Origin of the sequence: Pilimelia terevasa (genome assembly GCF_014647915.1) — a bacterium.
In the GTDB taxonomy this organism is placed as follows: Bacteria; Actinomycetota; Actinomycetes; order Mycobacteriales; family Micromonosporaceae; genus Pilimelia; species Pilimelia terevasa.
In genome coordinates this window covers 306,265-320,794 of the sequence record NZ_BMQC01000002.1, presented here as the reverse complement: position 1 = coordinate 320,794, position 14,530 = coordinate 306,265, and the positions used below count along the sequence as shown (strand labels likewise).

Below are 14,530 nucleotides of genomic sequence, written 5' to 3'. Positions count from 1 at the left end.
GGCGCCCGCGGATGCTCCGCGGCGCCCTCGCGACGGCGCTCCCCGGCGCGCGGAGGCCGGGTCGCTTCAGCGTGTGGAGGCCAGGTCGGCGTACCGCAGCAGGACGCCGATGTCGCCGTCCGGGGTCACGTCGTCCGGCCCGATCAGCACCAGCTCCGCATCGGTACAGGCCAGGGCGCGCATGATCGCCGCGTCGGCGCGGGCCTGCTGCGGCGCCTCCCCGCCGAGCTGCGCGATCTCGGCCCGGGTCGCCGCGAGCTGGGTCGGCGCCGGGCCGATCCACAGCGGGGTGCCGTTCGCGGAGTCGCCGGCCAGCAGCAGCGTGTCGACCTGGCCGCGGCGCAGCGCCGCGATGGCGGCGGCCAGGCCGGTGTCGGCCGTACCGGCGGCGCCGTGCTGGTGGCCGAAGGCATCGCACGCCGCGCGGGTGTGCCGGGCGGCCACCTCCGCGATGGCCTGCGCGGTCACGTCGTCCAGGGCGGCCCGGTCGGCGCCGGGCGCGCGCGAGCCGGCCTCGGTGCGGACCACCCGCGCCTGCCACCGGGCGGGCAGTTGCTCGACGAGCTGCTGGACGGCCCGGACGTCCCCGCCCACGACCATCACCTCGGCGCCGACCGCCTGCGCCAGGTCGGCCGCCGCCGCGGCCACGTCGCCCGCGTTGCGGTGCCAGGTCACCTCGGCCGCCCGCTGGTACCGCGGCGACGACCAGCCGCCCGGCTTGACCTTGCGGATCGGGAACTGCTCGCCTCCGGTGACCTCGGTGTGCCGGGTCACGCCGCCGACCGACCCCGCGTCCAGGGCGGCGCCGGTGCGGTCGGCGACGATCCGCACCCAGGCGACCTCCTCACCCCGCTGGCGCAGCAGGGGCAGGACGTCGGGCAGCGGCGCCCACGTGGCGACCGTCGCCGGGGGCGGCGTCGCCATCGTCTCCGACCAGGCGATCTCGCCGTCGACCGCGAACAGCGCCAGGCCGCGCCGCTCTGGGGAGGCGCGGTGCGCCGCCACCGCGTCGGCCACGGCCGTGATCGCCCCGGGATCGGCGCCGGCCTCCAGCAGCGCCGCGGCGGCCTCGCGCCAGCGCAGGTCGCGGTCGGCGCCGAGGCTCGACGGGGCGCTGGTCAGGTCGAGGTACACCGACGCCCAGGGACCGGGGCGGGCGTAGAGGGGGCGGAGGAAGGAGAGCTGCATGATCGACACCTCGACTCTGGAGGACGCGGCGGCGCGCGGGAGGTCAGGCGGAACTGCTCATCCCAGTGTTCCCAGTCGGCGCGCGCCGACACCTCGGCCCGCCCGCCGCACCGCCGATCGGGACGCCCCGGCCGCAACCGCCCACACGGCCTGCCGCCTGCTCCCGCACGCCACGCCAAGGGCGCCGTGCCGGCGTCCACGTCCCGCCCCGTCGGCGGCGAGGTCCACCCCGGCTGACCGTCGGCGCGGCGATCAGGAATCGAGAAGCGCGGACCCCGGCGCCGGGGCTAGCGTGGCACCTGGTCGGACAGCGCGGGGGCGACGCCGGAGCGGGCGGCCCCGCCCCCACGGACGGAGACACGATGCCCAAGGCCACGAGGACGACCACGCCCGCGCGGCACCCCGCCGACAGCCACGACCTGATCCGGGTCCGGGGCGCGCGGGTGAACAACCTCCGCGACGTCAGCGTCGAGATCCCCAAGCGCCGCCTGACGGTGTTCACCGGCGTGTCCGGCTCGGGCAAGAGCTCCCTGGTGTTCGGCACGATCGCCGCCGACTCGCAGCGCATGATCAACGAGACGTACAGCGCCTTCGTCCAGGGCTTCATGCCCACCCTGGCGCGGCCGGACGTGGACGTGCTGGACGGGCTGACGACCGCGATCATCGTCGACCAGGAGCGGCTCGGCGCCAACCCGCGCTCCACCGTCGGTACCGTCACCGACGCCAACGCCATGCTGCGCATCCTGTTCAGCCGGCTCGGCCAGCCGCACATCGGCTCGCCCCAGGCGTACTCGTTCAACGTGGCCTCCATCAGCGGGGCCGGCGCGGTCACCATGGAGCGCGCGGGGAAGACCGTGAAGGAGCGGCGCAGCTTCAGCATCACCGGCGGCATGTGCCCCCGCTGCGAGGGCCGGGGCGCGGTCACCGACTTCGACCTGTCGACGCTGTACGACGACAGCAGGTCGCTCAACGAGGGCGCGCTGACCATCCCCGGCTACAGCATGGAGGGGTGGTTCGGTCGCATCCTCCGCGGCTGCGGCTACTTCGACCCGGATAAGCCGATCCGCAGGTTCACCAAGAAGGAGCTGCACGACCTGCTCCACAGGGAGCCGACGAAGATCAAGGTCGATGGGATCAACCTGACGTACACGGGCCTGATCCCGCAGATCCAGAAGTCGTTCCTGGCCAAGGACGTCGACGCGATGCAGCCGCACATCCGCGCGTTCGTCGAGCGCGTGGTGACCTTCACCGTCTGCCCCGAGTGCGCCGGCACCCGGCTCAGCGAGGCGGCCCGGTCGTCGAAGATCCGGGACGTCAGCATCGCCGACGCCTCGGCCATGCAGATCAGCGACCTCGCCACCTGGGTGGGCGGGCTGCGGGAGCCCTCGGTGGCGCCGCTGCTGGAGGCGCTGGGCGCGACGCTGGACTCGTTCGTGGACATCGGGCTCGGGTACCTCAGCCTCGACCGCTCCTCCGGCACGCTCTCGGGCGGCGAGGCGCAGCGGACCAAGATGATCCGCCACCTCGGGTCCTCCCTCACCGACGTGACGTACGTCTTCGACGAGCCCACCGTCGGTCTGCACCCCCACGACATCCAGCGGATGAACGACCTGCTGCTGCGCCTGCGCGACAAGGGCAACACCGTCCTGGTCGTCGAGCACAAGCCCGAGGCCATCGCGGTCGCCGACCACGTCGTGGACCTCGGCCCCGCCGCCGGTACCGCGGGCGGCACCGTCTGCTTCGAGGGCACCGTCGAGGGGCTGCGCGCCAGCGACACCGTCACCGGCCGGCACCTCGACGACCGGGCGGCCCTGAAGAAGACGGTGCGGACGCCGACCGGCGCGCTGGAGATCCGCGGCGCCGCGGCGAACAACCTGCGCGACGTCGACGTCGACATCCCGCTCGGGACGCTCGTCGTCCTCACGGGCGTGGCGGGCTCGGGCAAGAGTTCGCTGATCCGCGGCTCGGTCGCCGGCCGCGACGGCGTGGTCTCGGTCGACCAGGGCGGCATCCGCGGCTCGCGGCGCAGCAACCCGGCGACGTACACCGGGCTGCTCGACCCGGTCCGCAAGGCGTTCGCCAAGGCCAACGGCGTGAAGCCGGCGCTGTTCAGCGCCAACTCCGCGGGCGCCTGCCCGGCGTGCAACGGCGCCGGGGTGATCTACACCGACCTGGGGATGATGGCCGGCGTGGCCACCACCTGCGAGGAGTGCGAGGGCCGGCGGTTCCAGTCCTCGGTGCTGGAGTACCGCCTCGGCGGCCGCGACATCGCCGAGGTGCTGGCGATGCCGGTGGCCGAGGCCGCCCGGTTCTTCGGCGACGGCGAGGCGCGCACCCCGGCGGCGCACGCCGTCCTGGAGCGGCTCGCGGACGTCGGGCTCGGCTACCTGAGCCTCGGGCAGCCGCTGACCACCCTGTCCGGGGGCGAGCGCCAGCGGCTCAAGCTGGCCACCCACATGGGGACCGCGGGCGGGGTCTACGTCCTGGACGAGCCGACCACCGGCCTGCACCTGGCCGACGTGGAGCAGCTCCTCGGCCTGCTCGACCGGCTCGTGGACGCCGGGAAGTCGGTGATCGTCATCGAGCACCACCAGGCGGTGATGGCGCACGCCGACTGGATCATCGACCTCGGGCCGGGCGCCGGCCACGACGGCGGCCGCGTCGTGTTCGAGGGCACGCCGGCCGACCTGGTGGCCGACCGGTCGACGCTGACCGGCGAGCACCTGGCCGCCTACGTCGGCGCCCGCCGGCCCGCGGCCCGCGCGCGCTGACGCCCCGGCCCGGCCGGGCGGGGACCGACGCGCCCCGCCCGCGGGCGGTGCGCCGGTCGCACGTCGGTGGCGCCCTCAGGCCGCGGCGCCGCCGTGGTGGACGGCCTCGACGTTGTGGCCGTCGGGGTCGCGCAGGAACACCCCGTAGTAGCCGGGGTGGTACTCCGGCCACTCCCGGGGCGCGTGCAGCACCTGCGCCCCGGCCCCGACCGCGGCGGCGTGGACGGCGTCGACCGCCGCCCGGTCGGGCGCCTGGAACGCCACGTGCAGCTCGCGGGTCTCGGCGCCGCCGGCCGGGCTGAGCCAGAACTGGGGCTGGCCGGCGGGGCCGGACAGCCCCACCACGCACTGCGCGGGCAGCGGGATGCGGATCGCCTCGCGGACGCCGCACGCCGCGAACATCCGCAGGTAGAACCGCAGCGAGGACTCGACGTCGGCGACCTGGATCCCGAAGTGATCGATCATGCCCAGGACCCTAGCGCCGACCACCGACAGCGCGGGGCGGGTGCCGCGGCACCCGCCCCGCGGCCGGCGTCAGCCGATCCGGTACGCGCGCAGGATCGTCTGCTCGGTGGTGTTGCCCGCCCGGTCGGTGACCGTCGCCCGCAGCGACGCGAAGCCCGCCGCGGCCGGGTTCGCGGTCGTGTAGGCGTACCGGCCGCCGCTGCCGGTCAGGCGCAGGTCCGTCCACGTCGCCCCGTCGTCGTACGAGATCTGCGCGGCCACCGCCTGCACCCGCGACTCGGGCGCCTGGTGGGTCACCACGACCGGCACGTCGATCGTCCGCCCGGCCGGCGTCGCGTTGCGGGCGTCCAGCGGCGGGCTGAACCGCACCGCCGACGCCGGGCCCGCGACCCTGGCGTCGGGGCCGGTGCCGGGGGTGAGCGCGAAGGTCCAGCGGACCCGCTCCTCGGTGCTCACCTCGAAGTCGGGCCGGTGGGCCGTCACGTCGACCTGGTACCGCGCCGGGCCGGCCGGCACCGGGACCTCGGCGAAGGTGTCGTCGGCCTCCCCGAGCAGCACGCCGTCGCGGCGCACCGCCGTGGTGCCGTAGTGGGTGCTGTAGGCGGACCGGCCGGCGCCGTCGAAGAACAGGTACGGCATGACCAGCATCGACCCGTCCTGGACCTGGACGGGCCCGAACTCGCCGGTCACGGCCGGCCCGTACACCCCCCGCCCCCACTGCTCGCCGTAGGCGCGCCCGGCCTCGTACCGGGTCGGCGCGCCCTCGGTGAGGGACTGCGGCTCGTCGGGCGCCCAGCCGTCGACGACGACGGACTGCCAGGTCAGGTCCGGCTGCCCGCTGAGGTGGTACACGGTCTCGACCACCGGGCGGGGACGCCGCCGGGCGTAGCCGGCCGCCACCTCGATCGGGCCCCAGGCGACCTGGGTGGACTGGTACCCGCCCGCCGGGCCGGTGTGGGCGACGTCGCTGGTCACCGTCGCCAGGTCCGCCTCCCGCACGGTCCGCCGGAAGCCGGTCGGGAAGCTGTCCCGGACGCCCCAGGCGAGCTGGTAGCCGAACGGCCGCTCCGTGTTCTCGGGCGTGCTCCTGACCGTGTGCACGAGGGTGCGCAGGAACGGGTACCGGATCTTCGGGCCGAGCTGGGCCGCGTACGCCGGGCCGCCCAGCTCGGCGGTCGGGTGGGTCAGCTCGGCGTACACCTGCTCCGGCCGGTCGGTGAAGGTCGGCGCCATGACGACGCCCAGCTCCTCGGCCTCGGGGCGGGGCACGGTGACCTGCACCGGCGCCGCGGCGCGGGCGTCCAGGTGCAGCACCGGGGTCCGGGCGGGGTCGAGGCTCGGGTGCACGAACCAGGCGGCGTCGCGCTGCTCCTGGTCCCCGCCGCTGGTGGCCGTGACGGCGTACTGCCCGCGGGGGAGCTGCACGTGTGGCCCTCGGTCGCCGGGGCTGGAGTAGGCCACGACGGTCTCGCCGGCCTTGTCGGTGAGCGCGGCGACGCCGTACGCCGGTGCGCCGGCCCGGTCGCGGGCCTCCAGCCGCACCGCGTACCGCTCGACGTCCCGCAGGATGCCGACCGGCGTGCGCAGCCGCAGCCCCGGTGCCGTCGCCGTGACCACCCCGGCGTAGTCGCCGTCGGGTCCGGCGACGGCGGTGTCGGCGGTCAGCGGGACCGCCGCGGTCGCCCCCGCCGGCACGGTCACCGCGCCGCCGGCAGTGGTGAACATGCCCCTGGGCGCCGCGCGCCCGTCCGGGCCGGTCATCTCCCAGCGCAGCGCGAGCGTGACCGGCGCGGCCGTGCCGTTGTGGTACGTGAGGGCGCGGGTGACGGGCCGGTCGTCGCCGTGCGGCCACGCCTGCGCCGGGAAGTTGACCGTCGCCGTGGTCGCCAGGACCGCGGCGCCGGTGGCGGCGGCGACGTCGACCTGCCCGGCGCCCTGGGCGGCGACCGGGTCCCGGGTACCGGGCGCGGCGTAGCCGACGAGCGCGGCCTTGAGCTGCGCGCCGGTCCAGTCCGGGTGCTGCCCGGCCAGCAGCGCGGCGGCGCCCGCGACGTGCGGCGAGGCCATCGAGGTCCCGGACAGGGTCAGGTACGGTCCCTCGCCGTCCGGGCTCAGGGAGCTGCGGGCGGCCGTGATCTCCAGGCCGGGCGCGGCGATCTCGGGCTTCACCGCGCCGTCGTCGCGCAGGCCGCGGGAGGAGAAGTCGGTCACGACGCCCGCGCGGTCCACCGCGGCCACGGCGAGCGCGCTGTCGGCCGTGGCCGGCGAGTTCACGGTGCGGGCCTCGCCGTCGTTGCCCGCGGACACGACGAACAGGGTGCCGTGGCGGGCGCTGAGATCCTCGACGGCCTGCTCCAGCGGGTCGATCCCGGGGGCGTCGGTGGCGCCGATGCTGATGTTCACGACGCGGGCGCCCTCGGCGACGGCCCACGCCATCCCCTCCAGGATGGCGCTCTCGTCGCACTGCTCGGAGGAGCACACCTTGCCGTTGAGCAGCCCGGCCCGCGGGGCCATCCCCCGGCGGGTGCCGCCGGCGGCGGCGCCGCTGCCGCCGACCGTGGCGGCCACGTGCGTGCCGTGGCCCACGTGGTCCTCCGCGGGGTCGCCCGCGTCCCCGAAGCCGCGGGCGGCGACGACCCGGCCGGCCAGGTCCGGGTGGGTCGTGTCGACCCCGGTGTCGAGGACGGCGACCTTCACGCCCGCCCCCTCGTACCCGGCCTGCCACGCCGCCGGGGCGCCGGTCTGCGGGACGCTGCGGTCGAGCGAGATCCGGCGCTGGCCGTCGAACCAGACCCGGTCCACCCCGCCGGCCAGGGTCCGGCCGGGGCGGGCGCCGGTCAGGTCGCGCCACAGCGCGGCGGCCCGGGCGGCGTCGGTCCGCACGGCGAGCCCGCCGATCGCCGACAGGGGGGTCACCGTCCGGCCGGCGGCGCGGGGCACGGCGCGCGGGGCGAGCGCCCCGCCGCGGGCCGGGGTCAGGACCAGCCGGACGGCGTCGCCGCGCCGCGCCCGGTTGGCCGCGCCCAGCGCGGTGACGTCGAACAGCCGCGGGTCGAGCCGGCCGGCGGCCAGCAGCGGTACCGCGTCGCGCGGCACCACCACGGTGCCGGTGGCGCTGCGGTGGGTGAAGAACGCGATGCCGGCGCGGCCCGGACCGGGCCGGACCCGGGCGCGGCCGTCGGCGGCGACCGCCACGCGGTCGCCGGTGACCAGGGTGACCGCGGTGTCCGCCCCCGACGCGCGGACAGGCACCGGGGCCCGCGGCGGCGGCGCGGCACCGGCCGGCGCCGCCAGCGCCGCACTCAGCAGTGCCGCCACGAGCGACGCGGCGGTCAATCGGGAACCAGAGTGCACGGATCCTCCCCAGGATCGACACGGTGTCCGGCAAATCTAAGCAGATCCACCGCCGCCCGTCCGTCCCGCCGCGTCCACACCGGACCCGGGACGAACGGGACGCCCGCCACTCTCGACAGCACCATCGACTCTCGTAAATACTTTGCCCGGCGCGCCAGCGAGACGCCCGTGGTATACCGGTTCGCCCCGGGATCCGGCGGTGCCGGGGTACCGCGGGCAGGCCCGCCGACGGACTCCCGGGGCCGGGGCGTGCGCGGGGCAGGCACCCGGCCCCGGGACGTTCACAGGGCACGCACAGGGTCGGGACAGGGCGCTGCCGGGCGCGGCCCGCACAGTCGGTGGTACGCCCAACGACTGAGGAGATCCCGATGCCCACCGACCAGACCCCGGCCCACCCCGGGCCCGTGTCCTCCCCCGCCCCGGAGCCGGCGGCCGCCCCGGAGCGGCCGGTTGCCGGCCGGGACGTCGCCGGCCCGGCTCCGGCCGCGGTCCCGGCCGCCGGGCCCGCCCGCCCGGGCTGGCGCCCGAACCGGCCGGTCGTGCTCAGCTTCCTCGCCGGCCTGCTCGTCGCCGCCGTGCTGTGCGGCGGCGCGGGCCTCGCCGCGGGGTTTGCCTTCGGCCACGGCGGGCGCGACGGCGGCCCGGGAATCAGCCGGCACGAAGGACCGGGCGGCCGCGGCTGGGGCCGGCCCGGCGGCGGTGGGGTGGCCGGCCGCGGCGGAAGCGGACAGCACGGCGGCCCCGCCCAGCAGGGCGGCATGGGCCAGCAGGGCGGCATGGGCCAGCAGGGCGCGCCCGGGCAGCAGGGCGGGACCAACCAGCAGGGGGCTCCCGGGCCGGGCGGCGGCCAGCCGTCGGCCCTCCCGCCGGGCCGGCCCTCGGCGGCGCCGAGCCAGCCGGCCCCCTCGGCCGCGGCCCGCTGACCAGTGGCCGTACCGCGCCCGCTGCCGCCTGCGCCGATCCCGCGGTGCGGCGTGGCAACCGCCGCGCCGCACCGCCGGGGTCAATAGCATGGGGGCACCGACCGACGCAGATCGGATCACCACCGTGACGACTCCCGCAGCCCGCCCACCGCTGTCCCGGCCGGACGGCACGCCGGTGCGCGTCCTCGTCGTCGACGACGAACCCACCCTCGCCGAGCTGCTCTCGATGGCCGTGCGGTACGAGGGCTGGGACGCGGAGACGGCCGCGGACGGCGCCGCCGCCGTGCGCGCCGGACGCCGGTTCCGCCCGGACGCCGTCGTCCTGGACATCATGCTGCCCGACATGGACGGGCTGGAGGTCCTGCGCCGGCTCCGCGGGGAGCACCCCGACCTGCCGGTGCTGTTCCTCACCGCCAGGGACTCCGTCGAGGACCGGATCGCCGGGATCACGGCCGGCGGCGACGACTACGTGACCAAGCCGTTCAGCCTGGAGGAGGTGGTGGCCCGCCTGCGCGGCCTGATCCGCCGGGCCGGCCGCGCGGCGGCGCCCGCCGACCTGCCGCTGACGGTCGGCGACCTCACCCTGGACGAGGACAGCCGGGAGGTGCGCCGCGGCGGCGTGCCGGTCTCGCTGACCGCCACGGAGTTCGAGCTGCTGCGGTACCTCATGCGCAACCCGCGCCGGGTGCTGAGCAAGGCGCAGATCCTGGACCGGGTCTGGAACTACGACTTCGGCGGGCAGGCCAACGTGGTCGAGCTGTACATCTCTTACCTGCGCAAGAAGATCGACGCCGGCCGGCCGCCGATGATCCACACGATGCGCGGGGCTGGCTATGTCCTCAGGCCCGCCGACTGAGGCCGGCCCGCGCCAGCCCCGCCGATGGCGGGGGCGTTCGCTGCGCACCCGACTGGTCGCACTGGTCACCGCGCTGCTGGCGCTCGCCTGCCTGTCCGTCGCCGGGGTGACGGAGGCGATCCTGCACCGCGTCCTGTACGCGCGCGTCGACACCCAGCTCGTGAACGCCGCCAACCGGGCCAGCGGCGCGCTCAGCGGGCCGCGCCCCGGCCGGCCGCGGCCGCCGTTCAACATCCCCCGCGGCCAGGGAGCCGGCACCCTCACCGCCCGCCTGATCGACGGCAAGGTCGAGGAGGCGCAGGTGGTCGACGCCGACGGCGACGTGCGCGATGTCGGCGAGTCGGGGCGCGCGCTGCTGGGCGACCTGCCCGCCGACGGCCGGCCGCGCACCTACGAGCTGGGCGACCGCGGGGACTTCCGGCTGGTCGCCCAGCGCACCCCGCGCGGCGAGGTGCTGGTCACCGGCCTGAGCCTCGCCGACACCCAGGCGACGCTGCTGGCCGTGGCGGTCGCCGCGGGGGCGTTCTCGCTGGCCGCCGTGCTCACCGCCGGCCTGGTCGCCGTGTACGTGATCCGGCGGGCGCTGCGGCCCCTGGCCCGGGTCGCCACGACGGCCGCCCGGGTGACGGAGCTGGAGCTGGAGCGCGGCGAGGTGACACTCGCCGAACGGGTCGCGGCGCGCGACACCGACCCGCACACCGAGGTCGGCCAGGTCGGGTCGGCCCTGAACCGGCTGCTCGACCACGTGGACGAGGCGCTGCGGGCCAGGCACGCCAGCGAGACGCGGGTGCGCCGGTTCGTCGCCGACGCCAGCCACGAGCTGCGCACGCCGCTGGCCGCCATCCGCGGGTACGCCGAACTGGCCCGCCGGGAGCCGGGGCCGGTCCCGGAGCGGATCGACCACATGCTGCGCCGGGTCGACGCGGAGACGCAGCGGATGACGAGCCTGGTCGAGGACCTGCTGCTGCTGGCTCGCCTCGACGCGGGCCGGCCGCTGGTGCGGGAGCCGGTCGACCTGTGCGTGCTGGCGGTCGACACGGTCAGCGACGCGCACGCCGCCGGCCCGCGGCACGACTGGCAGCTCGACCTGCCCGGCTCCCCGGTGCTCGTCACCGGGGACCCGCAGCGGCTGCACCAGGTCCTGGCGAACCTGCTGGCCAACGCCCGCACCCACACGCCGGAGGGCACCCGGGTACAGGTCGGCGTGGCGGCCGCCGGCCGCGAGGCGGTCGTCCGGGTGACCGACAGCGGCCCGGGCATCGACGCGCAGGCGCTGCCGCACGTCTTCGAGCGGTTCGCCCGCGGCGACAGCTCCCGGTCGCGGGCCGCCGGCAGTACCGGCCTGGGCCTGTCGATCGTGGCGGCCGTCGTCGACGCGCTGGCCGGGGCGGTCGAGGTGACCAGCGAGCCGGGCCGGACCGCGTTCGTCGTGCGCCTCCCGCTGGCCGACCCGCCGGGGCAGCCCGACACCGCCGACCCCGGCGCGGGCGGGCGCGAGCCGTCCGCGGACGCCGGTTGACGACCCGCCGCGTTGATCATTAGCCTCACCCCGTAGTGACGACAGTCACTACGGGCTCCGGCGGGCGGCCCGCACCGTCGACGTGTCCCCTGCGGTCGGTTCCCCGACTCGGCAGCTCCCCGCCACCGGCGCGCCGACCGAACCGGACGGTGTCCCGGCGCGTGTCCCCGGTGAGGAGGGATCCGACGTGTCCGAGAAACCGGCGACGAGCCTGCCGCCGTACGCCCGACTCGCCCTGGCGGTCGCGGCCGTCGTCACGGCCGGCTCGCTCACCTACGCGTTCCAGTCCCGCGGCACCGGCGACACCGGGGCGGCGGCCCCGCGGCCCACGCCGTCGCCGTCGGCCCGCTACAACACCGACGGACTCTCCGACGCCTACGACGGCTTCGTGATGCGGCCGGTGACCCTGCCGAGCCGGCGGGGCACCACCATGACGGCCTTCCGGCTGCTCGGCCCCGCGGGCACGCCGCACGCCGAGTTCGAGACGGTCCACGCCAAGCCGCTGCACCTGTTCGTGATCCGGGACGACTTCAGCCACTACCAGCACCTGCACCCGACCCTGTCGGGCGGCGTGTGGCGGACCCCGGTCACGATCACCGACGGCGGCCAGTACCGGCTGTACGCCGAGTTCGTGCCGAAGGGGCGCACCGGGGTCCCGCTGCCCGACCCGACCGTGACCGGCCTGCCGTTCGCCATCTACGGCCCCACCACCCCCGACCCGGTACCGGCGCCGGTGCCCGCGCAGACCTCGGGGACGCTGACCGTCACCCGGGCCGACGGCGTCGCCAACCTGATCGTGGGGCAGCAGCGCGCCCTCCAGTTCAAGATCACCGAGAACGGCCAGCCGGCGCGGTTGGAGAAGTACCTCGACGCCGACGCCCACCTGGCCGTCTTCGAGGTCCGCACCGGCCGCCTCCAGCACATGCACCCGCTGCCGGCCAACGCCAACGGCGCGCCCCCGGCGGACGGGGTGGTCAGCTTCCACCCGCAGTTCGCCGAGCGCGGCGACCAGCGCCTCTACCTCCAGTTCCAGGTCGCCGGCAAGGTCCACCAGGTCGCCTTCACCCTGATGGTCACCTGACGCCCCCGCCCCCGTCTCCCGCCGCCGCGGCGGAGCCCGGACGGCGTCGGGGAACCGGCCGTTCGGCGCGTTGCCCGCGCCGGTCGCCGTGCCCGACACTTGGTGACAGACCGTCACCATGGAGAGGGCATATGACCACACCTCCTGCGTTGGCCTGGGGTGCCGCGCGCGCGTTCGTCACCGCCAGTGAGACCGGCGCGCACTACGTCTGGCTCGTCGAGCAGGTCAACCGGCTGCTCGGCCCCGACTACCGCCGGGCGCTGGCCCAGACGCGGCACCGGGTGGTGTACCCGCGGCACTACGACGCGCGGCTGACCGAGGCCGACGCGTGGCGGATCCGGCTGGAGCGCGTCCTGGAACGCCGTCCCCACCTGGTGGGCGAACTGCGCGAACTGTTCGTCCAGGTCGACTCCCGACTGGCCAGCTCGGTCCCGGACTGGCGCGGCGCCTGAGGACCGCCCACCCGGGGACCGATCGCCCCCTGCCCAGTCTGGACTGATTTGTCTACCTGGACGACAGCCCGCATCGGCTGTACGGAGGAGACTCACCAGTACGTTCGACCTGGGAGGCGCCCATGCACGTCCTCGATCTCCGTGTCGGCGGGCGGGCGGCCGCCGCGGGTGCCTGGCTGGCCGCTGCCGCACTGGTCCTGAGCGCCCTCGCCGCCCCGGCCGGGGCGGCGGGGCCGGCGCCGGTATCCATGATCGTCCGGGCCGACGACGCGGCCGCCGCCGCCCGCGGGATCGCCCGGCTCGGCGGTGTCGTGGGGGCCCGGCTCGCCGTCGTCGGCGGCTTCCTCGCCACGGTCCCGGCCCCGGCGGCCGGCCGGGTCGCCGGCCTCCCCGGCGTGGTCGCCGCCACCCGCGACGGCGGCGTCCGGTTCGCGGGCGACGACTGGTCCGCCCGCACCGACCCCACCTCGATGTACCAGGTCACCCGCGAGTTGGGCGCCCGCCAGGCGTGGCGGGCGGGCGTGACCGGCGCGGGCGTCGGGGTGGCACTGATCGACACCGGGGTCGTCCCCGTGGCCGGGCTGACCGGCGCCGGCAAGGTCGTCAACGGCCCGGACCTGTCCTTCGAGTCCCAGTCCGCCGACCACCGGTACCTCGACACGTTCGGCCACGGCACCCACCTGGCCGGCATCATCGCCGGCGACGACACCGCCGGCCGGCCGGCCGGCACCGGCCGCTTCGCCGGGGTCGCCCCCGGCGCCCACCTGGTCAGCCTCAAGGTCGGCAGCCACGACGGCGCGGCCGACGTCTCGCAGGTGATCGCGGCCATCGACTGGGTGGTGGCGCACCGCGACGACCAGAACCTCAACATCCGGGTCCTCAACCTCTCCTTCGGTACCGACAGCGACCAGGACCCCCGCCTGGACCCGCTGGCCTTCGCCGTCGACGCCGCCTGGCGGCACGGCATCGTCGTCACGACCTCCGCCGGCAACGCCGGCAACGACAGCCGGCTCACCATGCCGGCGCGCCACCGGCGGGTGCTGGCCGTGGGCGCGCTGGACACCTCGGCCTCGGTCGGGACCGGGGACGCCCGGGTCGCCGCGTTCAGCGCGACCGGCGCCGCCGACCGGGCCGTCGACGTGTATGCCGCCGGCCGGTCGCTGGTCTCCCTGCGCGACCCCGGCTCGTTCCTGGACACCCGGTACCCGCAGGCCGCGGTCGGCGGCCGGTTCTTCCGGGGCAGCGGTACCTCGCAGGCCAGCGCCGTCGTCGCCGGGGCCGCGGCGCTGCTGCTCCAGAAGCGCCCCGAGCTGACCCCCGACCAGGTCAAGCGGATCCTGACGACATCGGCGGACCCCGTCCGCGGGACCGTCGGCAGGGCCGTGGGCGCCCGGATGCTGGACGTCGGGGAGGCGCTGGCCGCCCGGGTGCCGGCCCGCTCCGCGCAGGCCGTCCCGGCCGCCACCGGGCTGGGCACCCTGGAGGGCGCCCGCGGCACGACCCACGTCGTGGACCCGGCCGACGGCGCCGTGCTGACCGGCGAGCAGGACATTTTTGGACACGCCTGGAATCCGCAAGTCTGGGCCGCGGCGGCGGACGACGGGCGAGCATGGACTGATGGCGCATGGAACGGGTCGGTCTGGGCCGGCACCGGCTGGACCGGCACGTCGTGGGCAGGAACCTCGTGGGGCGGAACCTCGTGGGGCGGCACATCCTGGGGCGGGACTTCGTGGGGCGGCACATCCTGGGGCGGCACATCCTGGGGTGGCACCTCGTGGGGTGGCACCTCGTGGGGTGGCACCTCGTGGGGTGGCACCTCGTGGGGTGGCACCTCGTGGGGCGGCACGTCCTGGGGCGGGGCTTCGTGGGGGTGAGCCGGGCGGCACCGGGTGCCGGCCGGCGGGTGGTCCGGTCCGAGGAG

10 protein-coding genes are annotated in these 14,530 nt (G+C 76.5%); 7 read left to right on the top strand and 3 right to left on the bottom strand.

The window, feature by feature from the left end:
* Window positions 1–66 precede the first annotated feature (66 nt).
* Window positions 67–1,188 carry a baeRF2 domain-containing protein gene (locus tag IEY75_RS04420; RefSeq protein WP_189112882.1) on the bottom strand — a complete coding sequence of 374 codons (1,122 nt, stop codon included), beginning with the start codon at window positions 1,186–1,188 and terminating at the stop codon, window positions 67–69.
* A 362-nt stretch (window positions 1,189–1,550) separates the two neighbouring features.
* Between IEY75_RS04420 and IEY75_RS04415 the strand changes: the two genes are divergently transcribed.
* On the top strand, window positions 1,551–3,959 hold the full coding sequence (locus IEY75_RS04415) for an ATP-binding cassette domain-containing protein (protein WP_189112881.1): 2,409 nt from the start codon (window positions 1,551–1,553) through the stop codon (window positions 3,957–3,959).
* A gap of 75 nt (window positions 3,960–4,034) precedes the next feature.
* Here the strand turns inward: IEY75_RS04415 and IEY75_RS04410 are convergent, their stop codons facing one another.
* Together IEY75_RS04410 and IEY75_RS04405 are read right to left on the bottom strand one after the other, a co-directional pair.
* Window positions 4,035–4,424, bottom strand: coding sequence for a VOC family protein (locus IEY75_RS04410; RefSeq protein ID WP_189112880.1), 390 nt, complete (start codon window positions 4,422–4,424; stop codon window positions 4,035–4,037).
* 69 nt (window positions 4,425–4,493) lie between these two features.
* Complete coding sequence (locus IEY75_RS04405) at window positions 4,494–7,778, bottom strand: S8 family serine peptidase (protein WP_189112879.1); 3,285 nt, start codon at window positions 7,776–7,778, stop codon at window positions 4,494–4,496.
* 368 nt (window positions 7,779–8,146) lie between these two features.
* On the opposite strand from IEY75_RS04405, the gene IEY75_RS04400 reads away from it, so the two are divergent.
* The 6 genes from IEY75_RS04400 to IEY75_RS04375 all read left to right on the top strand — a co-directional run bounded on the left by IEY75_RS04400 (window position 8,147) and on the right by IEY75_RS04375 (window position 14,483).
* Window positions 8,147–8,701: a hypothetical protein gene (locus IEY75_RS04400; protein ID WP_189112878.1), complete on the top strand. Its 555-nt coding sequence runs from the start codon at window positions 8,147–8,149 to the stop codon at window positions 8,699–8,701.
* 124 nt (window positions 8,702–8,825) lie between these two features.
* On the top strand, window positions 8,826–9,557 hold the full coding sequence (locus tag IEY75_RS04395) for a response regulator transcription factor (protein WP_308425663.1): 732 nt from the start codon (window positions 8,826–8,828) through the stop codon (window positions 9,555–9,557).
* Complete coding sequence (locus IEY75_RS04390; protein WP_189112876.1) at window positions 9,535–11,076, top strand: sensor histidine kinase; 1,542 nt, start codon at window positions 9,535–9,537, stop codon at window positions 11,074–11,076. The genes IEY75_RS04395 and IEY75_RS04390 overlap by 23 nt, the downstream gene beginning before the upstream one ends.
* Before the next feature lie 187 nt (window positions 11,077–11,263).
* Complete coding sequence (locus IEY75_RS04385; protein ID WP_229789342.1) at window positions 11,264–12,157, top strand: DUF8832 domain-containing protein; 894 nt, start codon at window positions 11,264–11,266, stop codon at window positions 12,155–12,157.
* Window positions 12,158–12,288: 131 nt separating this feature from the next.
* Complete coding sequence (locus tag IEY75_RS04380; RefSeq protein WP_189112875.1) at window positions 12,289–12,609, top strand: hypothetical protein; 321 nt, start codon at window positions 12,289–12,291, stop codon at window positions 12,607–12,609.
* Window positions 12,610–12,731: 122 nt separating this feature from the next.
* Window positions 12,732–14,483 carry a S8 family serine peptidase gene (locus tag IEY75_RS04375; protein WP_229789341.1) on the top strand — a complete coding sequence of 584 codons (1,752 nt, stop codon included), beginning with the start codon at window positions 12,732–12,734 and terminating at the stop codon, window positions 14,481–14,483.
* Window positions 14,484–14,530 lie beyond the last annotated feature (47 nt).

Coding starts and splice junctions, on each gene's coding strand:
- IEY75_RS04400 (WP_189112878.1), top strand. CDS start 8,147: ATGCCCACCGACCAGACCCCGGCCCACCCCGGGCCCGTGTCCTCCCCC.
- IEY75_RS04420 (WP_189112882.1), bottom strand. CDS start 1,188: ATGCAGCTCTCCTTCCTCCGCCCCCTCTACGCCCGCCCCGGTCCCTGG.
- IEY75_RS04380 (WP_189112875.1), top strand. CDS start 12,289: ATGACCACACCTCCTGCGTTGGCCTGGGGTGCCGCGCGCGCGTTCGTC.
- IEY75_RS04415 (WP_189112881.1), top strand. CDS start 1,551: ATGCCCAAGGCCACGAGGACGACCACGCCCGCGCGGCACCCCGCCGAC.
- IEY75_RS04410 (WP_189112880.1), bottom strand. CDS start 4,424: ATGATCGATCACTTCGGGATCCAGGTCGCCGACGTCGAGTCCTCGCTG.
- IEY75_RS04375 (WP_229789341.1), top strand. CDS start 12,732: ATGCACGTCCTCGATCTCCGTGTCGGCGGGCGGGCGGCCGCCGCGGGT.
- IEY75_RS04390 (WP_189112876.1), top strand. CDS start 9,535: ATGTCCTCAGGCCCGCCGACTGAGGCCGGCCCGCGCCAGCCCCGCCGA.